Raw genomic sequence first — 21,434 nt, 5'->3', positions numbered from 1 at the left:
CTCACGTCAATTCTTATTAATCTGGTTTACAGGAGATCGCTTGTACCCCTGTAGTTGAAAGGTTTCTGCAACGGATTGAGCGAGGATTTCATCATAGCCTGAAAGGATATGATCGAACAGCGCAAGGTACCGTGTCACAGAAATTCCATTGGGCACTTTCATGTGATCGCCGATGGCCGGAATGCCGGCTATTTCGCCAACGACGACCACAGCCGGACTCGACAAAGCCGACGGCCGATGAAAATCGGCATTGTGGACGCCACCCAGAAACCCCAGCCCCTTATCGCCAGTCGCGGTGATGGTCATTGGTTTGTTGGTATGATTGCTGATCTGATACCGCCCATCCCAGACAACACTTCTGCCCGGATCGAGTACGATGCTCGGCAAAGAGCGCATTTCCCGGTAGATGAGCACCTTGTCTTTCCTGAGTTGAATAACACATCGGTTCATTGTGATGCGTCCGGACGAACGTTTCGAATGAATATGCTCCAGGACCCCGTCGCAATTTTCTACTGGTGGGAGATATGATTGCCCGCCCATCGTTGCCATCAGAATGGCAACGACAAGTTGCTGGACGTCCTGTTCTTGCAAACCCAAATCTGCCCGACTGACTTCAGCACGGATGCCATCGTAAATAGTCACACAATCCGGTAAAACCCGCGCAACCTTATCGTTCAGCGCGCGTCTTTTGCTTGCTTTTACCACGACCTCACCGGCAATTCCCCGATTATCCATAAGTCGCAGCGCCTTGCGAATTCGAACGCGCTCGTACTTTGGATTGTCATTGGAGGGGTCGTTTCGCCAGGTAATCCCTCTGGCGCGGAGATAGTCGCGCAACTTTTCCCGTGAGACGTCGAGTAAAGGTCGCAGGAGCCAGACCTCGCGATCAAGTAAAGTCGCCAATGCCATGCCTGCCAGTCCCCGTTCGCTCCCTCGTTTACCCGTTCGTGCAGAGCGCATGACAAAGGTCTCGATCTGATCGTCAAGCGTATGACCAGCAAGAACCATATCAGTATCTGCATCGCGCGCTGCACGGCACAGGAGTTTGTAGCGGACTTCGCGCGCCTTGGCCGACAAGCCAGTATCCGGTTTGGGTCCGTCCCAGTTCAGGATCCGATGCGCAATCCCAGCTGTCTTGCAGAGCCCTGCGACAAAATGCGCTTCATCAGCAGATTCAGGTCGAAGTCCATGGTCAATCGTAACGGCAATGATTTCTGGAAAGGTGCTTTGTGTCGCGCGATAGCTGATCAGAAGGTGCAACAAAGCCAGCGAGTCACTGCCACCTGACACAGCAACGACGACAGATCTCAGCTCCTTGAAATCAATCGCATCGAAACCGCTGGCAGGATTAATATCCGGCTCAGCATTTGTTGGCGGCACGTTCATTCTTCACGCGCTCTTTGATCGCTGCAGAAATATTTGGATAGCGAGAATTGACCGAGGCAAACGTCGCACAGGCAACCTCATGGTCCTGCATTTTTGCCAGAGTCATGCCAAGCTTCAGAAGATTTTCGGGGCTTTTCTTGGCGTCGGGAAATTGCTTGTGATTATCGAGGAAGACTGAGGCGGCTTCCTGGAAACGCCCTTGACTGTAAAGCGATTCACCGAGCCAATATCGCGCATCAGGATCCGCAGGGTCTTTCGGAAAACGATCCACGTGGCTGCGAAACGCCGCCTCGGCACTTTTGTAGTCGCCAGACAGGAACAGTTGATAGGCCTGGCTGTAAAGCACCTTCGGATCATCGGTATCCGGCAGCGCTGCGACCGTCGTGTTATCTGAAGACGGACCAGCCGGGGCATCGTTTCTGGAACCACCAATTACGTTGCCATTGGCATCAAACTCGATTTGTCCAAGGGGACGTGGCGGCTCGCCGAGCTGTGGTGAGCCGGAAGCATCGGTTTGTGGGTCAATAGCAGCGGAATCAGTGGTATCGGGCAACGAGTTTATTGTGGGCGCCGTTGAGTTGGTGGAGGCATCGGTCGATGCCTCCCCGGTTTTCCGCGAGGGCGTTACAGAGGCAACGCTGCGGTCGCTTTTGCCGCCAGCATCTGAGCGCTTGCCCTTTTCCAGTTCCTGGAACCGGAATTCATTGTCCTCCTGTACCTTCCGCATTTGTTCCTGCATTTGCAGAATCTGGAAGTTCAGTTCCTCGATCTTGCCGGTAAGCTGCCTGATCTGTTCCTCCAGCTGGCTGACACGCGGATCCCCTGCCTGCGCCATCAGCACGGGCGCATCGTTCGTCATAATGGTTGCCTTTGGCGTCAGCGAGGGGAAACCATCCTCAACGCTTGAAGCATGGCCCACGCCGGTCGCCAGAAATGGCAGCACCGTCATTGCCAGCACCATTCTCTTCAGTCGTTTATTCATTCCTTTTACCGCCCTGATGTGGGAAATAGAAACACCGCTGGGATTTGCGGCAGCTTATCTAACACGAGCAACGTGACTTCGGCCAAATTTTGTTTTGACCGGAGACCAAACAAAAAAAGCGGCCCGAAAGCCGCTTTTCCCTGATAGAATCAGCGGGCTGTTAGCTGCCAGCGCCGCCAAGAACTGTGATGGCGCGACGATTCTGCGACCAGCACGATTCGCTGTCGCAAACGGCGACCGGACGCTCATTACCGTAAGAAAGTGTCTTGATACGTGCTGCAGGTACACCCTGAGATGCAAGGTAGTTGCGCGTCGCTGCCGCACGCCGTTGGCCAAGAGCCAGATTGTATTCACGCGTGCCACGTTCGTCCGCATGACCTTCGACCGTGATCGCATAGTTCGGATAGCGCTGGAGCCACTGTGCCTGCTTGGCCAAAGTCTGCTGTGCATCGGCGCGAATGACGGAAGAGGCAACGTCGAAGAAGATGCGATCACCAACATTGACTGTGAAATCTTGAGTAGAACCAGGTTTTGCGCTGCCAGCAAGGCCGAGATCACCGGCGCTGTTGGGCATGTTTTTCTTCGAAGCACAACCCGCAATGGCGAGAGACAGGAAGAGTGCAACGAAAACTGGACTGCGGGCGATCATTTCGAAGCGGCGCATAGCCTGGACTCCTTAAGAATTGAATTGTTTCGGTGAACAAGCAGTAACCATATCGAGGTTAAGGCCCGGTTCAGAAACAGGGTTAATCCACTCTTAACACCAGGATTAACAGCGAATTTCAGAATGTGTTCTGCACCCTAAAGGCACAAATTGAGGCGGAAAGACGACATTCGCGGTAATGTCTTGAAACACTGATGCGATTGTCAGTTGTGACTGGTTTTTCCACCGATTCATTCAAGAAGTGGCGACCAGGCAGGATCCGACGCGAGATTTGGCGTTTGGATCTGACGCAGATTTCGACCGGTCAAATCGACCGTCGACAGCTTGGGGCTGTTGGAGCCCGGCGGCAGCCGGAAGAACATCAGCACGCGGCCGTTTGGAGCCCAGGTCGGACCCTCGTCATGATAACCGCTGGTCAGGATTCGCTCGCCCGATCCATCGGTCTTCATCACGCCGATGGAAAACTCGCCACCAGACTGTTTGGTGAAGGCAATCAGATCGCCGCGTGGAGACCACACCGGCGTCGAGTAAGAACCATCTCCGAAAGAAATGCGTTGCGGATTGGAACCGTCGGCACCCATCTTGTAAATCTGCGGACGGCCGCCGCGATCCGACTCGAACACCACCTGGCTCCCATCGGGAGAATAGGACGCACCCGTGTCGATAGCTGATGTACTCGTGAGGCGCGTGGTGGTACGACTGCGCAAATCCATCGTGTAGACGTTCGCGCTCCCATCTTCCTGCAACAGGCTCATGACGACCTTCTGACCGTCCGGTGAGAAGCGGGGCGCAATGGTCATGCCCGGGAAATTACCGACAAGCTCGCGCTGACCTGTTTCAAGCTGCAGAAGATAAATCTGTGGCTTGCCACCCTCGAAAGACATGTAAGTGATTTCCTGACGGCTTGGCGAAAACCGTGGCGTCAGGACAAGGTCCTTGCCATTGGTAAGATAGCGCACATTGGCCCCGTCCTGATCCATGATCGCGAGGCGCTTGATGCGCTTTTCCTTGGTACCGGATTCATCGACAAAGACAACGCGTGTATCGAAATAGCCTTTCTCGCCAGTGAGCTTCTCATAGATTGCATCTGCAATGATATGAGCGACACGGCGCCAGCTTTCTGGCGAAGTAAAGAACTGTTGGCCGTCAAGCTGCTGGCCGGCGAATGTATCCCAAAGGCGGAATTCGGCCTTCAGACGGCCATCGCCTTGTTTGGTAACACGACCCGTTACAAGGGCCTGAGCATTGATAACCTTCCAGTCCTCAAAGCGTGGTGCTGCATCGGGATTCGAGATCTTCTCGATGAAAGCGCCTTTATCGACAGGTGCGAACAACCCGGATCGCTCAAGATCCGCAGCGATCACATTGGAAATATTCGCACCCAATTGATCGCCGGAAAGAAAATCCGTGATTGCTATTGGCATAGGCTCGACAACACCTTTGGTGATATCGAGTTTCAGCTGGGCTTTCGCAGGTAGCGTCGCCACGATCAAGGTCGCCATGACCATCGCGAAAGCTGCACATAAAGTCCGGAGTATCTTTGGCATTAGTTCAGGGCCCTCTTTTGGCTGGCCTATAATCGACATCAGGTAGCACCGGGATGGAACGTCAGTTCAACGCTCGACCAGGTGTCGTATTTATCTTGAGGCAGGTTAAACGGCGCTGATTTCATCACCGCCCGCAAGGCACTGCTCTTTACGGCATCCAATAATCCGGAGTCACCGCCGCTGCCGCTGACCTCGGGCCGACCGTCGATCTCCCCATCCTGCGTCAGCCTGAATTTCACAACGATAATCATTTCAGGGGTCTCTTCAGCTCCCACTGGCTTGTTCCAGTTTCCTTCAATGAGACCCTTCAGGGCATCCATCTCGCTTTGGCTGAGCTTTGAACCTCCCGTAGCCTTGTTCGCTCCAAGAGAGGCCTGATCGCTTGATCGCTTGGCGCCTCCAGCCGACGGCTGCTGTTTGTTCAGAAGCTCTGCGACTTGATCAGCGATACCGTCTTTATCTTTGGAGGGTGTCGCCGCCGTTTGCGTCGGTTTGGGCTTCTCCTGAACCTCCTTGCGATCCGGCGTTTTCGCGGTCTGCGCCGGCGGCGTCGGTTTGGCTTCAGGCTTAGCGACCGTATCGGGCAGCTTGAATGCCTCTTCCGCAGGCTTGTCTACCGGAGGTGTCGGAGTAGGCTTCGCTTCCTCTTTTGGCGCTGGCTCGGATTTGGTCTCATTGATCGCCTCGGCCACTGGATCCGGCTTTACCTCTTCCTTCGGAGCGGGCTCGGTCTTTACCTCCGTTGCCGGTACAGGGATTGGTTTGGGCTCTGGCTTGACTTCGGGCTTCGGTTCCAGCAGCGGATCTGGCTTAGCTACTGGTGCATCCGAAGGCCTCGGCGCCTGTGCAGCTTCGATCGGTTTTGGTTTCGTCTCTGGAGCAGGTTTGATGTCTGCGTCCACTTCACTGTCGCCGACGCTCTGAGCCTCCGGAATTGTCTGTGGTTTTTGGGTGGGCTTGGGTGCAGGCTTTTCGGCCCTGTCTGCCTTTTTATCGCCCTTCTGCAGTTGGCTTATATCTGAAACGATATCGATCGGCATAGACTCCGAATTCGCCATATCCATTGGTGTCGGCGTTGAAAACGACAGAAGGCCCCAGCCGATGACCACAGCGTGGATAATTGCGGAGGATGTGACGCTAGCCCGCATGGTTGATCAGTTAACCTCCGGAAGACTGACGAGACCGATATTCTTGAAACCTGAGCCAGAAATCTGTGCCATGACCTTCATGATCGTGCCGTAGTCGGCGGATTTATCACCCTTGACGAAAATGCGTTCGTTGTAGCCAGTCTTGGCAATTGCCTGCAGTTTCGGAACGATCTCCTCCAGCGGAATCTCGGTTTCCTGCAGGTAGATCTGCCCCTGTTGATTGATCGTTACGTAGATTGGGTCAGCTTCGCTGTTGAGGGTCTGTGCCGATGTTTCCGGCATATCGATTGGAACGCCCACGGTCATCATCGGTGCCGTCACCATGAAGATGATCAGCAATACGAGCATGACGTCAACGAGCGGCGTAACGTTGATTTCGCTCATCACGCCCTTGCTGGCGCGTCCGCGACGCCTGCGTCCACCTGAAGAACCGTTGTTACCTATCGACATGCCCATGGCACCAAATCCCACAATTTCTGTATCGGTTTACTGGACGGTTACTCAAGCCCGCGGCAGTTTCTCATCGATTTGCCGCGAGAGTATGGCGGAGAATTCATCAGCGAAGCCTTCCATGCGCGCAGTCAGTTTTCCAGCGTCGCTCGAAAGCTTGTTGTAGGCGATAACCGCCGGAATGGCGGCGACCAGGCCGATGGCCGTTGCCAGCAGTGCCTCGGCGATACCTGGTGCAACAACAGCAAGGCTGGTCGATTTTGACCCCGCGATGCCCATGAACGAGGTCATGATACCAATAACCGTGCCGAACAGACCGATAAACGGTCCAGCCGAGCCGATGGTTGCGAGGAACGTCAGTCGCGCTGCGAGGTAGTCGCTTTCCCGGGCCAGCGCCACATCCATCGCCTTGTCGATACGCATTTGCAGTGCGATTGGCGAACGCGCGCCCTTTTCAAACGATTTCTTCCATTCCCGCATGGCAGCAATGAAAATTGAGCCCATGCCCGTGGTGCGTTTATCACCAAGGTTGCGGTAGAGCTCTTCAAGAGATTGCCCTGACCAGAATATTTGCTCGAAACGGTCGAAGGCGCGCTTTGCCCGGCCAAATCCAAGAATTTTGTCGATGATAATCGCCCAGGTCCAGATCGACGCGCCGAGCAGACCCACCATCACAAGCTTGACGACAAACCCAGCCTGCCAGAACAGCCCCCACAAGGACATGTCCGATGTCTGAACGGCAACCGCTAAATTTTCCATATCTACAATCCTCGAATCCGAAAACCCGGCGTGTCGACCGGGGGCGCAATCGTCTCAATCCAGATGAGCCACGCTTAAAACCGGAATTTTCCAGTAACCATAACGCGGCTTCTTTACGTTAATTTTGGTAAAACGAAGGCGTTAACGTGAAACCTGTCGTCTGCACGTCTTATTCATGATTTGTTATGGTTAAGGATGAGTTTATGTTTTGAGGGCAACGGGCAATTATCAGCGCTTATTTCTTCGAAGCTGGCTGAAAAAGTTTGATCCACTCCGGCGGAAATCGTCGCGGCCGGCCGGCACCGTTAATCATGGCCGCCTCTACGATCGCCGAAATAAGAAGATCATCTCCTCGTTTTATGGCCTGCGCCATCCGCACCCTTGCGCCAGATATTTCCGCTGTTCGCGTCTTGATCGTCAATACATCATCGATCCTTGCCGCAGATTTGAAGTCTATTTCCATACGCCGGACCACCCAAACGATGCTTTCGCCAAGTTTCCCGTCAACAAGCTCTGAATGGTGCACGCCGAGAAGGCGCAAATAATCGGTACGGCCCCGCTCCAAAAATTCGAGATAGCGGGCGTGATAGACAAGTCCGGAAAAATCCGTGTCGGCATAATAAACGCGCGCCAGCAAGCGATGGCCAGCATCCGTAAGCTCCCCGGCCAATCCAGTGGCGATTAATGATGAAGAATTGTTTTCGACCATAGCCCTTCCTTTTTGCAGCCTTGGTAGGCATTTTGTCCATAGTCCCCACGAAATAGGATACGAAGAGTTGGTTTTCACACTGCTGCGAGTCCTCCTTTGTCTCCTCTGTCTGGTCGCCGGTTCTGTGGCTGGATCAGCTACTACTTTCACCATGCAACGAGGTCTCAATCTCGAGCTATGGACCACATGGCCCAGGCCTGATCGCTGGGACGAAGCGTCTGTCCTCGATAACTTCCCCGAATGGCGGCAGGGCACTACTATCAGCGATCTGGAGCATATACGAACGGCGGGTTTTGACTTCGTCCGTATGCCAATCGATCCCGCAATCTTCCTGGAGGACGCATCGGAAGATCGCGTAAAAAAATTGATCGCCGAGACACTCGAAACAGTCGACGTGCTGCACAAGGCAGGACTGAAGGTGATTGTCGATTTTCATTCAATTCCGAGCGACGATCGCAAGGTGGACACAAACCACATCCTGGCTGACGAAGCACTCTTCACACGATATGTGCAGATGGTCGGGCGGCTCGGCAAAGCGCTGTCCGATACGGATGCGGCAACCACTGCATTTGAACCGTTCAATGAGCCGGTGATCGACTGCGACCCCACACTTTTCCCCAAATGGCCCGCGATGTTGATGCAGTTGCATAGGGCGGCTCGTGGGGCAGCGCCAAATCATACACTGATTTTGTCTGGCGGCTGCTGGTCGAGTGCGTATGGGCTGGAAAAGGTTGATCCTGCTTCCATTGCCGATCACAATGTCATCTGGACCTTTCATTCCTATGAACCTTATGTCCTGACGCATCAAGGTGCCGACTGGACCGGGGATTCCATGAGCTATGTCGAAGGCTTGCCCTACCCGCCGGATTTGATGGGCGAAAAAGCATTTGAAGAGCGTCTCGCAGCGATTCGGAAAACAATCGAGACCAAAGCCCCTAAGGAGCGCCGGGAGGAACTGCTCGTCGGGTTCAACGAAATGGCTGGCGGCGTGACCACCTATAAAGAAGTTCTCGCCGCTTTGGATGAACCATTCGACAAGGCGGCAGCGTGGGGAAAGAACAACAACATCCCCCCCGAGCGCATTTTCCTGGGCGAATTCGGCATGATACGCAGGGAGTATCAGAAGAAGTTTCGCATGCCGTCAGACTGGCGCGCTTCTTATATGAAAGATATGACCGAAGCCGCGCGCAAACGCGGCTTCCCCTGGTCGGTGTGGTCATGGGGTGGTGCTTTCGGCATTACACTCGATGACAAACAGCGAGTGCTCGATCCGGTTATTCTGAAAGGTTTGGGGCTAAAGACCCCTTAATCAGCTGTCTTCCTGGAAAAGGTTGATCTGCTGCTGGATAATATCCGCCGGAGCGTTGAGGCCGAGGTGTTTCCAGGCATTGACGGTCAGAACCCGCCCGCGTGGTGTGCGCTGAATGAATCCCTGCTGGATAAGATACGGCTCGATGATGTCTTCGATCGCATCACGCGGTTCCGAAAGCCCGGCGGCAATCGTTTCGATACCAACCGGCCCGCCGCCGAAATTGTGCGCTATCATGGCAAGATAACGCCGGTCGAGCTGGTCCAGGCCGAGCGAATCAACCTCAAGGCGCAACAGTGCCGAATCCGCCGTTTCGCGGTCGATCTTGTCTTTGCCGTCGACAATAGCGAAATCCCGCACGCGGCGCAGAAGACGTCCGGCGATACGGGGTGTACCGCGTGCACGGCGAGCAACTTCCAGCGCTCCGTCATCGGTGACGCCAATACCCATGATCCGTGCCCCGCGCCGCACGATATGCTCCAGTTCTTCGACCGTATAGAAATTGAGCCGGATAGGGATACCGAAGCGATCTCGCAACGGCGTGGTCAAAAGCCCTAGCCTCGTTGTCGCGGCAACCAGCGTAAATTTGGCGAGATCAATTTTTACCGAACGGGCGGCAGGTCCCTCACCGATGATCAGATCGAGCTGGTAGTCTTCCATTGCCGGATAGAGAATCTCTTCGATTGCCGGATTGAGACGGTGGATTTCATCGATAAAGAGAACATCGTTCTCTTCGAGATTGGTCAAAAGCGCGGCGAGATCCCCGGCCTTTGCAATAACCGGTCCCGAGGTCGAGCGAAAGTTGACGCCTAGTTCCTTGGCCATGATTTGCGCCAAGGTGGTTTTGCCAAGTCCAGGCGGCCCGACGAACAACACATGGTCAAGTGCTTCGCCACGCGACTTCGCTGCTTCAATGAAGACCTTCAGATTGGCGCGTGCCGCCGCCTGCCCAACAAAATCGGCAAGGGTCTGCGGCCGCAGCGAGGTATCGAGATCCTCGCCACGTTTGTCCGGCGAAATCAGGCGGCTGGCATCACTCATTCGCGTGTCTTGGCATAAGCTGCTTGTTCAAACAACCGCATCAGCGTGACAACTCCTTCAGGCCAAGCCGGATCAACTTGGTAGAATCGGCCCCCTCACCAGCATCCTTCATCACAGCGGCAATGGCGTTGGCCGCCTGATCACGTGAATAACCGAGATTAGTCAAAGCCGACACTGCATCCGTCACCGGAGCGGGAGCAACGCCCTCGCCCAATTCCTGCTTGAGCCCGATCGTCCCCATCGCCTCACCGGCAAAGGCTGGTGCCTTGTTCTTCAGTTCCGTTACGATGCGTTCGGCGACCCGCTTGCCAACGCCCGGCGCCCGGCTGACCATGGCGATATCGCGCAGCGCTATGGCGTTGGCCAGATCAGACGGTGTTAATGTTCCGAGAACGCTCAGCGCAACCTTGGCGCCAATACCCTGGACGCTTTGCAGCAAGCGGAACCACTCGCGCTCAAGCGCGGTGCCAAACCCAAACAGGCGTATCAAATCTTCGCGCACATACGTTTCAATGAGCAAGACAACCGCCTCGCCCGGGCCCGGCATGTTGGAAAGTGTCCGGGCCGAGCAGAAGGCGACGTAACATACGCCATGCACATCGACCATCACATGGTCCTCGCCGATTTCGTCGACCGTACCTTTGAGCTTTCCGATCATCCGAGTGCCGCCAGTTTCTGTTCGATGGCAATACGCCCGATTGCGCTTTGCCGATGATGTGCGTGGCAAATGGCAACCGCCAGTGCATCTGCGGCATCGTCGGTGTCGAATATAGCCTTCGGCATCAACACTTTCACCATCATGTGAATCTGTTTTTTCTCCCCGTGCCCGACACCGATAACAGCTTTCTTGACTGCATTAGGCGCATACTCGGCAACATGGAGCCCAGCAAGCGCGGGTACGAGCAGTGCGATCCCGCGAGCTTGACCGAGCTTGAGCGTCGCCGTGGCATCCTTGTTGACGAAGGTATGTTCTACGGCTGATTCATGCGGCATCATCGCGTGAATCACACCGGCAAGACCATCATGCAATTGACAGAGACGAGAGGCGAGGTCGAGCTTGGCGTCTGAAAGAACGGTGCCTGCTGCAACAAAACGTAGTGAATTTCCCAACGTCTCGATGATACCCCAGCCTGTCCGCCGGAGACCTGGGTCAATTCCGATAATACGAATCGCTTCTTTCATGCCCGAACCTTATCCATGTGTCACACATCTTGACAGCAGAAAGGTGAACAAAAGAGAAACAAATCTCTGCGTCGTTAACGGTGGCCGAATGCCGTCGCCAACAAACTGATCTGATCGGATACAGGATTGGTCGAGAGAGCCCGTTTTTGCTCGGTACGGGCACCATCATTGTAAATCTCATCGTCCATTTGGCGAACGCGTGCCTGCAGGCGCAACGAGCGGTGCACGATATCACAATAGGATAGCGGAATTTCATCCCAGCCAATAACCGTTTCGGGCGCCGAATCCGTATCAAGCCGAACCTTGGCTTTTTCAGAAAGCACCTGTTCGAGGGTCATCTCACCGCTACGCGACGCCCGTTGCAAAAGCAGCCATGATGCGACCTGCATCAGACGTGTCGTCAGCCGCATCGATTCCGCCGCGTAAAGCGTCGCCGCAATGCGCGACAGACGTTTGGCCGCCTCGCGGCCCTCGCCATCAAGGTAGAATGCGGCTTCTTCCACGAGACTCATGCCTTCATCGTAGAGATGATTGAAACTCTCCGAGCGGACCATACGCTCTGCAAGTCTTATCGTGTTGTCTACGTGGAATTCCTGTTCGGTCATCATACGCCCTGTCACCTAAAATGCGCTGCCACGATCCGCGATTTTTCCAAAGCAGTGCTCCCTTACTGGAACAGCAAGCGAGGTATCACAACGGTCGGCGAGCAGTAGTCCCCAGCAACCTGCCTGCATCCTCACAGCAGCGCAAGTTTATCCTTAATAAAGGGTTAACGTCAGGCTTAAACTTTGGATATGAACATAAAAAAAGAGCCGCAAAAACGAGGCGGCTCTCAGGAGTCTAACAGGGAGGCGTCAAACAAAGTGGCCAAACCACTTGGTAAGAATCCAGAAAACTGGATGATCAATTTATAGATTGTAATGCTTAACGACTGGTTAACGACAACAGGAAAGTTGATTTTATCGCGAGGCCGCTGCGCTCGTCGCCGGCTTCATCGTCCCATCCCTCAACTTGCTGGCAACTGCAATTTGAGGCTTGACCGGCTTTTGTACCGGACGCCCGCCCCAACCTATACGCGGCAGCCATTCGAGATAATAGGCCAAGGCAAATTGCGCCATGATCCCGCTCGCGACCAGGAGCGTGTCGTCCAGCAAACCACCTGGATTCAGTACCTTGACGACCTGTGCCACCATGGCGAGCATCGTACCGGCAACAAAAACCGGCAGCGAATGTTTGCCTAGGATGGCCAGCGGATGATCTGGGGCGCGACGGGCCAGATTAGAGATCGCCGGCACGGAGACAACCACATAAGCGAGTGATAGGATATGGGCCAATCGCGTCAACGACAGAAATGTCTTGTCGAAACCCGTGATGACCATCGGCAGGCCCAATGACGTATCGACACCCCATAATGGCCAACGCACCCAAACGAGTGCAATCAGGATATAGGCCGCCGAAAGCCCGAACAAATACTTGTTGAACGCAATGGTCCCGCCTCGGCGCACATGCATAATTCCCGCTATCCCGATAACGAACAGGAACTGCCACGACAGCGGATTGAGAAACCACACACCATTGGTCGGATAGTTTGGCGGAGCGATTTGGTACACGCCAGATATCAGCCACAGCATGCCAGAGAGCACGACCATGCCAGAAATGCTGATTCTCGCGATCAGCAGGAATATCGGGAGCATCAGCAACAGTACGCCATACATCGACAGGATATTGTTGTAGCCAATCTGATGGCCCATCGTCGCAATTCCGATGAGTGCCTTTGCCGGCTGATCCATCAGCGGACCTATGTTGATGAACGACATGAAGTCGGGGCGTTTCAGATAAATGCCTGCGGCACAGAAAATCGCCAAAGTAGCGATCGTCGTGAGGATGTGAGCGCAGTAGAGTGTTGCAGCCCGCCGCCACGCCTTGAGAGTTATCAAAAGACGACTGCCGGATTCGAACCTGGAACCATATGCGAGACCGACGGCGATACCGGAGATCAACACGAACGCCTCGGCGGAGTCGGAAAATCCAAAATTCTTGTGCGTGAGGTTCTCATAAACCGTCCCCGGAATATGATTTATGAAGATCGTCAGAAGAGCCAAAGCCCTGAAAACGTCGATACGGGTGTCCCGCTGTTTGAGCTGGTTCTGTGTCATAGCGTCCACCAATATCCTGTCAATGTACGGTAATTCCGCTCCCGGCCTCGATGGAAGCGACTCGCTTGTGGCTGCGATCAGTAATGTTGACATAGGGCAAAAGTTGCGATTGCGCCGATCAACTTTCGTTCAAAAATATGACAAGTTGGCAATTCCGTCGTAGGTGAGCTTCAAGCCCATCAGTAAAATCATTGCATACATGAATGGATAAAATACCTCCGGTCGCATCCGCTTTACGATCCAGGCGCCAGCGAATGTCGCTAGGGGTGCAAGGGGTACAAGCACAGCTGAAGCTTTCAAATTCGTGGCGTCAAATTGTCCGAGAGCAAAGTAGGGAATGACCTTGATCGCATTGATAACGGCAAAGAAAATGACGCTGGTGCCATTGTAAATCTTTGGATCCTGCCGCAGCGGGAGGGTATAGACCTGATAGGGTGGGCCACCGGCATGGGCAACAAAACTTGTGAATCCGGCAATCGTTGACCAGAGCGTGGCCGAAGCGCCGTTATGAGATTGTGAGGCCGCGCGCTTCGCCGCGCTTGCGAAGACGTAACGCGCAAAGAAAATGATCGCAACGAGTCCAACGATCAGCTTCACTATGTCGTCCGTCACGATGGAAGCGGTGAGCCAGCCAATACCAACGCCGAGCAGACCGCCGGGCAACATCATTTTCAATGTCGTCATGTCACGATAGCCGCGCCACGACCAAAGGCTTGCAACATCCATGATGATCAGAATGGGCAGCATGATCGCCGCAGCCTGAACCGGTGGCATGACCAGCGCCATGAGCGGGACACCGACCTGACCCATCGCGCCACCAAGCCCGCCTTTGGCAAGCCCGATCAGAATCGTGGCCGGGACAGCAGCAGCATAGAACCACGGGTTCATCAGAAGATCGGGCATGTCGGGGAATCCGGCAGGAAGTACTTCTCCTTTAACTCTGCTCATTACGATTGAAAAATGCTTTTTTGGAAATATGCTCCGATTTGGTACATAAGATGTTGAATTTGCAACAAGGCAAATCGAAACCTTTGGGTCTGTTCAAACCATCCGCCATCCTCTATGCCCGAATTCCATCACGATTGCCCGGTCTATGAAGAACGATTGTAAGGTCGCAACCCATGAACATCGAACCGACACCTCGACGCTGCCGTATCGTCTTGATCGCCCCTCCCGCTGCAAGCGGGGATGAACTTGCGACGTTGCTTGACGCGGCGCTTTCCGGCGGAGATGTTGCTTCGGTACTGTTGCCCTCCTATGGGGCGGACGAAGCTCTGTTCCAGACCCTCGCTGAAATTGCCGTCCCGATTATCCAAAGCGCCGGGGTAGCAGCAATCATCGTCGGCGACACCCAGATCGCCGGTCGGGTCAAGGCAGATGGTCTGCATATCGAGGGTCCGGCAGCTGACATTGCAGCCAATGTGACGCGCTTTTCGCCCAAAATGATCGTCGGCACCGGCAACATCAAGAATCGTCATACCGCACTGGAAATCGGTGAAGCTCAACCGGACTATGTTCTGTTCGGCAAAATTGGCGCCGACAACAAGCCGGAGGCGCACCCGCGCAACATCGATCTTGCCGACTGGTGGGCTTCCATGGTTGAAATTCCTTGTATCATTCAGGCGGGCAATACCCTCGACAGCCTCCCCGATGCCGTAGCGACAGGTGCGGAATTCATCGCTCTTGGTTCGGCCGTTTTTGATGGAGCAGATCCGGCAGGGGCTGTCCGGGAGGCCAACCGGCTTCTTGACGAGCACGCGCCTAAATTTGAGGAATAATTCTATGGGAGCAAGATCAGGAAAGCTCGTCTGTTCTGTTGCGGCCGCACTGATGGCCATGCCGGTTTTTGTCGCGGGAGGCCTTGCCCAAACCGCTCAAACACCTGCGGTGGAACCGACGACGACTCCTGCACCTGCCACGCCGGCCTCGCCCGAAACGACTCCGAAGCAAGCCAAGCCTAAATCACCCAATGATCCCGCTCTCGATACGATCAACCCGACGCGGTTTGGCAAAGGTCCGGAAGATGACGCCTTTGGCGCCTACCAACGCGGTCTCTACAAAACGGCTTACAACCTGGCTTTGCCGCGAGCGGAGGCCGGCGATCCAAATGCCCAGGTCTTGCTTGCAGAAATTCTGGCGCGTGGTCTTGGCGTCCCGATTAATATGCAGGAATCCGCAAACTGGTACGGCAAAGCTGCCGATCAGGGACTACCAGAAGCTCAATTCCGCTACGCAGTAATTCTGCTCCAGGGGAAATATGCTCCAAAGGACCCCAAGAGGGCGAAGGAGTTGATGAAAGCCGCCGCAGACGCCGGAAATGCTCCCGCAGAGTTCAATTTCGGTCAAATCCTGCTGCAAGAGCGACCAGGCGCCACAGGCGTCGAAAACGCTTATCCCTGGTTCCAGAAAGCTGCAGACAAGGGCCTTCCCGATGGTGAATATGCGCTCAGCCAGATTCTCGCGAACGGCACACTGACTATTCCGCGCGATGACGCCAAGGCGCGGCAGTATTTGGCTAAAGCCGCTGTGAAGGGATACGACACGGCTCAACTCGACCTGGGGAGTTGGCTCGTTACAGGTCGTGGCGGCGCAAAAAACTATAAAGCTGGTTTCGGCTGGATGTTGCGCGCGGCAACGGGCGGCAATGTCGCAGCGCAAGCGCGTCTCGCCAAACTTTACCGCGACGGCATTGGCGTCGAGGGCGATTTCATCAAGGCTGCTGCATGGTACATCGTGGCCAAACGTGCAGGGCTGAATGATCCCGAGCTTGAATCATTCATGGCCGGACTTGATGATAGTCAGACCCAAGCCGCAATCACGGAAGCAAATAAATTGCAGTGAACTGGTCTTGATCCAACACGTTGACGCGCTGATCATCCACGCAATAGATTTCGGAACGTACCGATACTGCAACCAGCCGATGGGAATCCAAAAATGCCGTTGATCAACCGCGCTCACGAGATGCAGCAACACGTCGCTGAATGGCGCCGGCACCTGCACGAAAATCCGGAGCTCATGTATGACGTGCATGAAACGTCGCGGTTTGTCGCCGAGAAACTGCGCGACTTTGGCTGCGACAGTGTCGAGACCGGCATTGGCAAGACCGGTCTGGTCGGCATTATTCGCGGGCGGCATGGTGATGGGCCAGTGATCGGGTTTCGCGCGGATATGGACGCTTTGCCGATCACCGAAGCGAGCGGAAAATCCTGGATGTCCAAGATTCCGGGAAAGATGCACGCATGCGGCCATGACGGGCACACCGCAATGCTGCTCGGTGCAGCAGAATATCTTGCCGAAACCCGTAACTTCAAAGGTACGATCGCTGTCATTTTTCAGCCCGCCGAAGAAGGCGGCGCCGGCGCGCTTGCCATGATCGACGATGGTTTGATGGAGCGTTTCGGGATCAGCGAAGTCTATGGCATGCACAACGCACCCGGCCTGCCGATTGGTCAATTCGCTACTCGGAAGGGTTCCATCATGGCGGCAACTAACGAGTTCGAGATAACGGTAACGGGTCGCGGCGGCCACGCGGCAAAGCCTCAATCGGCGATCGACCCCGTGGTGATTTCCGCCCATATCATTCTTGCCCTGCAGTCAATCGTGTCGCGTGAGACAGATCCTCTGAATTCACTGGTCATATCCGTGACACAGCTCAACGGGGGCGACGCATCTAATGTCATTCCGGATGTCATCAAGCTTGGCGGTACAGTAAGGACCCTCTCACCGGAAGTTCGAGCGTTTGCGCAACAACGTCTGACGGAAGTCGCTGAATCGACTGCGGCAGTCTTTGGCGGCAAGGCAGAAGTCAGATATCATCAAGGTTATCCCGTAACGTTCAACCATGAGCGGGAAACAGAGTTCGCTGTCAGCGTCGCCCAGACGATTGTCGGCAACGCTGCTGTGACGACGGACATGCCGCCTGTGATGGGGGCCGAGGATTTCTCCTATATGCTTGAGAAACGGCCCGGCGCCTTTGTTTTTATCGGCAATGGCGATACTGCGAGCCTGCACAATTCAGCGTATGACTTTAATGATGATGCGATTCCTTATGGCATCAGTTACTGGGTCTCATTGGCGGAAACGGCGTTGGCCGCCTGAGCTCGCGGGTAAAAATCGGAAGAACGCCTTACGGCTGTTTTCGTGCCCACTCTTGCCTATTTCACGAATTTGTGGTCTTGGAGCGCCATTCTTGACCGCTGCCGCAGGACTGGCGCGGGTATTCAACACAAATCCGAGTAGACAAATGAAAATCAACGGTAATGAAATCCGCACCGGCAATGTGATCGAACATGATGGCGGCCTCTGGGTTGCTGTCAGGACCAATCATGTCAAACCCGGCAAGGGTGGTGCTTACAATCAGGTGGAGCTGAAAAACCTTATCAATGGCACCAAGCTGAATGAGCGTTTCCGCTCTGCCGAGACCGTCGAGAAGGTCCGCCTTGAGCAGAAGGATTTCTCCTTCCTCTATGAGCAGGGCGAGGCGTTGATTTTCATGGACACCGACAGTTACGAACAGCTTGAACTGCAGAAAGATTTTGTTGGTGATCGCGCTGCCTTTCTTCAGGACGGTATGATGGTCACGGTCGAGCTTTACGACGAGCGCCCGATCGGCATTTCGCTTCCGGACTACGTAACGCTGGCAATCACCGAGGCCGATCCGGTCGTCAAGGGTCAGACAGCTGCGTCTTCGTATAAACCGGCAGTTCTGGAAAACGGCATTCGCGTCCTCGTGCCTCCCTTTATCTCGTCGGGCGAACGTATCGTCGTTGATACAAACGAACTGACTTATGTTCGCCGCGCTGATTAAGCTAATTTTGAATTGACGGAGAAATAAACCGAAATGGCGCGTTCAGCGATTCTCAACGTAATGGTGCAAGCTGCTATGAAAGCCGGCCGCTCGCTCGCTCGCGATTTTGGCGAAGTACAGAACTTGCAGGTCTCGTTGAAAGGACCTGGCGATTATGTCAGCCAGGCCGACAAGAAAGCCGAAGAAATCGTCTACACCGAACTGCGGCGGGCCCGTCCGGACTACAGCTTCCTGATGGAAGAATCGGGCGTCGTCGAAGGCAGTGACAGCCAACACAGATGGCTGGTCGATCCGCTCGACGGCACCACCAATTTCCTGCACGGAATTCCGATTTTTGCCGTTTCGATTGCACTTGAGCGCCAGGGCCAGATCGTTGCGGGCGTCATTTTTAATCCGGCCATGGACGAGCTCTATACAGCAGAGCGCGGCGGCGGGGCATTTCTCAACGACCGCCGGCTGCGCGTTTCAGGGCGCAGCAAATTGGTTGACTCCGTCATAGGTACCGGCGTTCCCCACCTCGGTCGCGGCGATCACGGTAACTACCTCTTGCAGATGCGCAACGTCATGGCCGAAGTATCCGGTATCCGCCGAATGGGCGCGGCGGCTCTCGATCTGGCCTATGTGGCGGCAGGCCGCCTCGACGGTTTCTGGGAAGAAGGTCTTTCACCGTGGGATATTGGCGCCGGTATCATCATGATCCGCGAGGCTGGAGGCTTCGTCACAAATCTTGATGGCGAGCAAGACGTGATCGAAAGTAAAGTCATCGTCGCGGGTAATGAGGCAATCCAGCGTGCTCTTCTAAAGACCTTGAAAAAGCCAGTCTAGTCGCTGCAATTGTTGCTTGTCCGGAACAACGACGGAGTTTTGCTCAAACGGGAGCAAATTCAACTTTCGGGCACCTTTCAATTTCACCATAATTTCGGTTAGGGTCGCAGAAATCGATTTGACTTGCGCGAAAAGCGTGCAGGCAAAGCGATTTTATGTTCATTGTGCATCTGTTAGGTGCACCGGATTGCGATGCGGAGACGACACGATGGCTGATTTCAGTTCGACCCGCCAGGGTATGGACGGCGATGATTTTGATCCTTACCGGCTCTCCAGCCCGCGGTTCGTGCTTTTATCGATGGCGATCTTTCTGGCAATCGTTGCCTTTCTTGCCGCCATTCTGTTTCGCCAGATATCGGTCTTCTTCACCACCAATCCCGGTCTCAATGGCTTGATTGTTGGCGTTCTTGTCGTGGGCATCCTCCTAGGGTTCGGCCAGGTTATTCGGTTGTTTCCTGAGGTTCGCTGGGTCAATTCTTTCCGAAAGGGCAACAATGATCCGAATGCCAAGCCAATCATGCTCGCGCCGATGCGCGCCCTCATCGGGCGACGCCAATCCATGGCGCTTTCAACCAGCGCGATGCGTTCCATGCTTGATTCCATTGCTGCACGGCTTGATGAAACCCGTGATATCTCCCGTTATCTCATCGGCCTTCTGGTGTTTCTCGGTCTTCTGGGCACCTTTTGGGGACTTCTTGAAACGATCGGCTCCATCGGCCAGACTATCCAGTCACTAGACCCACGGGCCGGCGATGCCAATAGCGTCCTCGACTCACTGAAGGCCGGTCTTCAGTCTCCGCTCCGCGGTATGGGCACGGCGTTCTCCTCCTCGCTCTTCGGCCTTTCCGGATCACTCATATTGGGTTTTCTCGACTTGCAGGCGGGTCGGGCTCAAAACCGCTTTTACACCGAGTTGGAAAACTGGCTATCAAGCGTTACGGATCTCGGCTCGGACCTGCACGCGCTCGATGCCGCGAGTAGTGGTGCCTCCGATGAACTGCGCGCATTGTCGGAACGCCTGCAAAACATGCAGGAGACCGGCGGATCGAGCCAGCGTACAACGGCTGCTTTGGCAAGCCTTGCCGAAGGCATCCAGGGACTTGTGAAGAACATGCGGTCCGAGCAGCAGATGATGCGCGATTGGGTAGAAAAACAGTCCGACGAACAAAAGGCCATTCGTCAGACACTTGCTAAATTGGGCGATGCTATCGCTCGCGACAAGGCAAACTGATGGCTCTGGGTCGTAACCGCAAAGCCATTCGCCATGTCGATTATTGGCCGGGTTTCGTCGACGCACTCTCGACGCTGCTCCTGTCGATCATGTTCTTGCTCTCGGTATTCGTTCTGGCACAGTTTCTCTTGAGCCAGGAAATCACCGGCAAGGATGCAGTTCTCAATCGGCTTAACTCGCAGATAAACGAGCTTACACAGCTGTTATCGCTGGAACAGGGCAACAAGCAGGATCTCGAGGATACGATTGCCAACTTGCAGGCTTCGCTCACCAGTGCGCAGAATGAGCAATCGCGGCTTCAGTCCCTGTTGTCTCAAGGCGCAGGTGCCGGGGCGGCGGCAGAAGGCAAGATCAACGAGCTTTCGACAGGCCTTGAGAACGAAAAACAGATCAGCGCTCGCGCACTGTCGCAGGTTGAAATTCTTAATCAGCAGATCATGGCGTTGCGCAAGCAGATCGGCGCCCTCGAGGAGGCGCTCAACGCATCGGAATCGCGCGACAAGGAATCGAACGCCAAGATTGCCGACCTCGGCAAGCGGCTTAACGTCGCTCTCGCACAACGCGTGCAGGAGCTTAACCGCTATCGCTCGGACTTTTTCGGCCGTCTGCGCGAAATTCTTTCCGACAGGGAGAACATCCGCATAGTCGGCGACCGTTTCGTCTTTCAGTCGGAAGTGCTGTTTCCGTCAGGAACAGCGATCCTCAATCCGGCCGGTTCCGATGAGATGAAGAAGCTTGCAGCCGCTCTGCTCGATCTGCAGAAGGAAATTCCTGATGACATCAACTGGGTTCTGCGCGTCGATGGCCATACGGACGACGTCGCTCTTTCCGGGACCGGTCAATTCAGAGACAATTGGGAGCTTTCGTCAGCACGCGCCATTTCCGTCGTCAAATTCCTCATCGCCAATGGTGTTCCGGCAAATCGTCTTGTCGCTGCGGGTTTCGGCGAGTTTCAACCGCTTGAACCGGGGGTAGCACCTGAAGTGCGAGCCCGTAACCGCCGTATTGAGCTGAAACTGACTGAACGCTAGACCGCTCACTACGGCCACCTCTTTCCCGTAAATCTGTGTCCATCATGTCAAAGAACCGGGTGTGCTTTCCCCTTGCCACGCCCTCCTCGGAGTCTGGCCATTGTTTGCATGCTGGGAAGACGGGCGGTCGTCGAAGCGCGTCTTGGTAGATAAATAATGCGATCCGAAGACCGCCCGCTAACGTTGTCCCCCTGCCGGCCAGCTTCT

General features: G+C 54.8%; 22 protein-coding genes. 8 read left to right on the top strand and 14 right to left on the bottom strand.

Translation table 11 applies throughout. From position 1 onward, the window contains the following. Positions 1–6: 6 nt before the first annotated feature. The 8 genes from tilS to ybgC all read right to left on the bottom strand — a co-directional run bounded on the left by tilS (position 7) and on the right by ybgC (position 7,645). Positions 7–1,386, bottom strand: a complete 1,380-nt coding sequence (tilS, locus tag C7476_RS19640; protein WP_114431573.1) for a tRNA lysidine(34) synthetase TilS — start codon at positions 1,384–1,386, stop codon at positions 7–9. Further along, on the bottom strand, positions 1,361–2,368 hold the full coding sequence (gene ybgF, locus C7476_RS19635) for a tol-pal system protein YbgF (RefSeq protein WP_114431572.1): 1,008 nt from the start codon (positions 2,366–2,368) through the stop codon (positions 1,361–1,363). The genes tilS and ybgF overlap by 26 nt, the downstream gene beginning before the upstream one ends. A gap of 160 nt (positions 2,369–2,528) precedes the next feature. Beyond that, the gene (gene pal / locus C7476_RS19630; RefSeq protein ID WP_114431571.1) at positions 2,529–3,032 is read right to left on the bottom strand and encodes a peptidoglycan-associated lipoprotein Pal; all 504 of its coding nucleotides are present in this window, start codon (positions 3,030–3,032) and stop codon (positions 2,529–2,531) included. 230 nt (positions 3,033–3,262) lie between these two features. After that, positions 3,263–4,579: a Tol-Pal system beta propeller repeat protein TolB gene (tolB, locus tag C7476_RS19625; RefSeq protein WP_114431570.1), complete on the bottom strand. Its 1,317-nt coding sequence runs from the start codon at positions 4,577–4,579 to the stop codon at positions 3,263–3,265. 38 nt (positions 4,580–4,617) lie between these two features. Beyond that, positions 4,618–5,727, bottom strand: a complete 1,110-nt coding sequence (locus C7476_RS19620; RefSeq protein WP_114431569.1) for a hypothetical protein — start codon at positions 5,725–5,727, stop codon at positions 4,618–4,620. 6 nt (positions 5,728–5,733) lie between these two features. Further along, positions 5,734–6,183, bottom strand: a complete 450-nt coding sequence (gene tolR / locus C7476_RS19615; protein ID WP_114431568.1) for a protein TolR — start codon at positions 6,181–6,183, stop codon at positions 5,734–5,736. Between the two features lie 45 nt (positions 6,184–6,228). Beyond that, on the bottom strand, positions 6,229–6,936 hold the full coding sequence (gene tolQ / locus C7476_RS19610; RefSeq protein WP_106719136.1) for a protein TolQ: 708 nt from the start codon (positions 6,934–6,936) through the stop codon (positions 6,229–6,231). A 235-nt stretch (positions 6,937–7,171) separates the two neighbouring features. Beyond that, positions 7,172–7,645, bottom strand: coding sequence for a tol-pal system-associated acyl-CoA thioesterase (gene ybgC, locus C7476_RS19605; RefSeq protein ID WP_114431567.1), 474 nt, complete (start codon positions 7,643–7,645; stop codon positions 7,172–7,174). Between the two features lie 67 nt (positions 7,646–7,712). Between ybgC and C7476_RS19600 the strand changes: the two genes are divergently transcribed. Then, positions 7,713–8,954: a glycoside hydrolase family 5 protein gene (locus C7476_RS19600; RefSeq protein WP_147274688.1), complete on the top strand. Its 1,242-nt coding sequence runs from the start codon at positions 7,713–7,715 to the stop codon at positions 8,952–8,954. Here the strand turns inward: C7476_RS19600 and ruvB are convergent, their stop codons facing one another. The 6 genes from ruvB to C7476_RS19570 all read right to left on the bottom strand — a co-directional run bounded on the left by ruvB (position 8,955) and on the right by C7476_RS19570 (position 14,236). Beyond that, a complete protein-coding gene (ruvB, locus tag C7476_RS19595) occupies positions 8,955–9,995 on the bottom strand; it encodes a Holliday junction branch migration DNA helicase RuvB (RefSeq protein WP_114431565.1) in 1,041 nt (346 codons plus the stop codon). A gap of 40 nt (positions 9,996–10,035) precedes the next feature. Beyond that, positions 10,036–10,653: a Holliday junction branch migration protein RuvA gene (gene ruvA / locus C7476_RS19590; RefSeq protein ID WP_114431564.1), complete on the bottom strand. Its 618-nt coding sequence runs from the start codon at positions 10,651–10,653 to the stop codon at positions 10,036–10,038. Beyond that, positions 10,650–11,177 (bottom strand): crossover junction endodeoxyribonuclease RuvC, encoded by a 528-nt coding sequence (gene ruvC, locus C7476_RS19585; protein ID WP_114431563.1) that lies wholly within the window; start codon positions 11,175–11,177, stop codon positions 10,650–10,652. The genes ruvA and ruvC overlap by 4 nt, the downstream gene beginning before the upstream one ends. A gap of 74 nt (positions 11,178–11,251) precedes the next feature. Next, positions 11,252–11,785, bottom strand: a complete 534-nt coding sequence (gene rcdA, locus C7476_RS19580; protein WP_181872526.1) for a protease adaptor protein RcdA — start codon at positions 11,783–11,785, stop codon at positions 11,252–11,254. A 351-nt stretch (positions 11,786–12,136) separates the two neighbouring features. After that, positions 12,137–13,333 (bottom strand): OpgC family protein, encoded by a 1,197-nt coding sequence (locus C7476_RS19575; protein ID WP_114431562.1) that lies wholly within the window; start codon positions 13,331–13,333, stop codon positions 12,137–12,139. A gap of 129 nt (positions 13,334–13,462) precedes the next feature. After that, entirely contained in the window at positions 13,463–14,236 is a 774-nt protein-coding gene (locus tag C7476_RS19570) for a sulfite exporter TauE/SafE family protein (protein ID WP_114431561.1), read from the bottom strand. A 218-nt stretch (positions 14,237–14,454) separates the two neighbouring features. Between C7476_RS19570 and C7476_RS19565 the strand changes: the two genes are divergently transcribed. From C7476_RS19565 to C7476_RS19535, 7 genes are all read left to right on the top strand, one after another. Beyond that, positions 14,455–15,111, top strand: a complete 657-nt coding sequence (locus tag C7476_RS19565; protein WP_114431560.1) for a thiamine phosphate synthase — start codon at positions 14,455–14,457, stop codon at positions 15,109–15,111. Positions 15,112–15,115: 4 nt separating this feature from the next. Then, on the top strand, positions 15,116–16,174 hold the full coding sequence (locus tag C7476_RS19560) for a tetratricopeptide repeat protein (RefSeq protein ID WP_114431559.1): 1,059 nt from the start codon (positions 15,116–15,118) through the stop codon (positions 16,172–16,174). Between the two features lie 93 nt (positions 16,175–16,267). Next, a complete protein-coding gene (locus C7476_RS19555; protein ID WP_114431558.1) occupies positions 16,268–17,431 on the top strand; it encodes a M20 aminoacylase family protein in 1,164 nt (387 codons plus the stop codon). A gap of 145 nt (positions 17,432–17,576) precedes the next feature. Next, complete coding sequence (gene efp, locus C7476_RS19550) at positions 17,577–18,140, top strand: elongation factor P (RefSeq protein ID WP_106719145.1); 564 nt, start codon at positions 17,577–17,579, stop codon at positions 18,138–18,140. Positions 18,141–18,173: 33 nt separating this feature from the next. Further along, the gene (locus C7476_RS19545; RefSeq protein ID WP_114431557.1) at positions 18,174–18,965 is read left to right on the top strand and encodes an inositol monophosphatase family protein; all 792 of its coding nucleotides are present in this window, start codon (positions 18,174–18,176) and stop codon (positions 18,963–18,965) included. A gap of 208 nt (positions 18,966–19,173) precedes the next feature. Beyond that, entirely contained in the window at positions 19,174–20,196 is a 1,023-nt protein-coding gene (locus C7476_RS19540; RefSeq protein WP_114431556.1) for a MotA/TolQ/ExbB proton channel family protein, read from the top strand. Beyond that, positions 20,196–21,227 carry a peptidoglycan -binding protein gene (locus tag C7476_RS19535; protein ID WP_114431555.1) on the top strand — a complete coding sequence of 344 codons (1,032 nt, stop codon included), beginning with the start codon at positions 20,196–20,198 and terminating at the stop codon, positions 21,225–21,227. The genes C7476_RS19540 and C7476_RS19535 overlap by 1 nt, the downstream gene beginning before the upstream one ends. Positions 21,228–21,434: the final 207 nt, after the last annotated feature.

The sequence above is a fragment of the Phyllobacterium bourgognense genome, from assembly GCF_003337575.1.
Taxonomy (GTDB): Bacteria; Pseudomonadota; Alphaproteobacteria; order Rhizobiales; family Rhizobiaceae; genus Phyllobacterium; species Phyllobacterium bourgognense.
The sequence above is the reverse complement of the archived record's forward strand: the minus strand, read 5'-3'. Positions and strand labels throughout refer to the sequence as shown.

Coding starts and splice junctions, on each gene's coding strand:
- efp (WP_106719145.1), top strand. CDS start 17,577: ATGAAAATCAACGGTAATGAAATCCGCACCGGCAATGTGATCGAACAT.
- ruvC (WP_114431563.1), bottom strand. CDS start 11,177: ATGAAAGAAGCGATTCGTATTATCGGAATTGACCCAGGTCTCCGGCGG.
- ruvB (WP_114431565.1), bottom strand. CDS start 9,995: ATGAGTGATGCCAGCCGCCTGATTTCGCCGGACAAACGTGGCGAGGAT.
- C7476_RS19620 (WP_114431569.1), bottom strand. CDS start 5,727: ATGCGGGCTAGCGTCACATCCTCCGCAATTATCCACGCTGTGGTCATC.
- C7476_RS19540 (WP_114431556.1), top strand. CDS start 19,174: ATGGCTGATTTCAGTTCGACCCGCCAGGGTATGGACGGCGATGATTTT.
- C7476_RS19570 (WP_114431561.1), bottom strand. CDS start 14,236: ATGCCCGATCTTCTGATGAACCCGTGGTTCTATGCTGCTGCTGTCCCG.
- tolB (WP_114431570.1), bottom strand. CDS start 4,579: ATGCCAAAGATACTCCGGACTTTATGTGCAGCTTTCGCGATGGTCATG.
- C7476_RS19545 (WP_114431557.1), top strand. CDS start 18,174: ATGGCGCGTTCAGCGATTCTCAACGTAATGGTGCAAGCTGCTATGAAA.
- tolR (WP_114431568.1), bottom strand. CDS start 6,183: ATGGGCATGTCGATAGGTAACAACGGTTCTTCAGGTGGACGCAGGCGT.
- C7476_RS19535 (WP_114431555.1), top strand. CDS start 20,196: ATGGCTCTGGGTCGTAACCGCAAAGCCATTCGCCATGTCGATTATTGG.
- C7476_RS19565 (WP_114431560.1), top strand. CDS start 14,455: ATGAACATCGAACCGACACCTCGACGCTGCCGTATCGTCTTGATCGCC.
- C7476_RS19560 (WP_114431559.1), top strand. CDS start 15,116: ATGGGAGCAAGATCAGGAAAGCTCGTCTGTTCTGTTGCGGCCGCACTG.
- ybgF (WP_114431572.1), bottom strand. CDS start 2,368: ATGAATAAACGACTGAAGAGAATGGTGCTGGCAATGACGGTGCTGCCA.
- ruvA (WP_114431564.1), bottom strand. CDS start 10,653: ATGATCGGAAAGCTCAAAGGTACGGTCGACGAAATCGGCGAGGACCAT.
- rcdA (WP_181872526.1), bottom strand. CDS start 11,785: ATGATGACCGAACAGGAATTCCACGTAGACAACACGATAAGACTTGCA.
- ybgC (WP_114431567.1), bottom strand. CDS start 7,645: ATGGTCGAAAACAATTCTTCATCATTAATCGCCACTGGATTGGCCGGG.
- C7476_RS19575 (WP_114431562.1), bottom strand. CDS start 13,333: ATGACACAGAACCAGCTCAAACAGCGGGACACCCGTATCGACGTTTTC.
- tilS (WP_114431573.1), bottom strand. CDS start 1,386: ATGAACGTGCCGCCAACAAATGCTGAGCCGGATATTAATCCTGCCAGC.
- C7476_RS19555 (WP_114431558.1), top strand. CDS start 16,268: ATGCCGTTGATCAACCGCGCTCACGAGATGCAGCAACACGTCGCTGAA.
- pal (WP_114431571.1), bottom strand. CDS start 3,032: ATGCGCCGCTTCGAAATGATCGCCCGCAGTCCAGTTTTCGTTGCACTC.
- tolQ (WP_106719136.1), bottom strand. CDS start 6,936: ATGGAAAATTTAGCGGTTGCCGTTCAGACATCGGACATGTCCTTGTGG.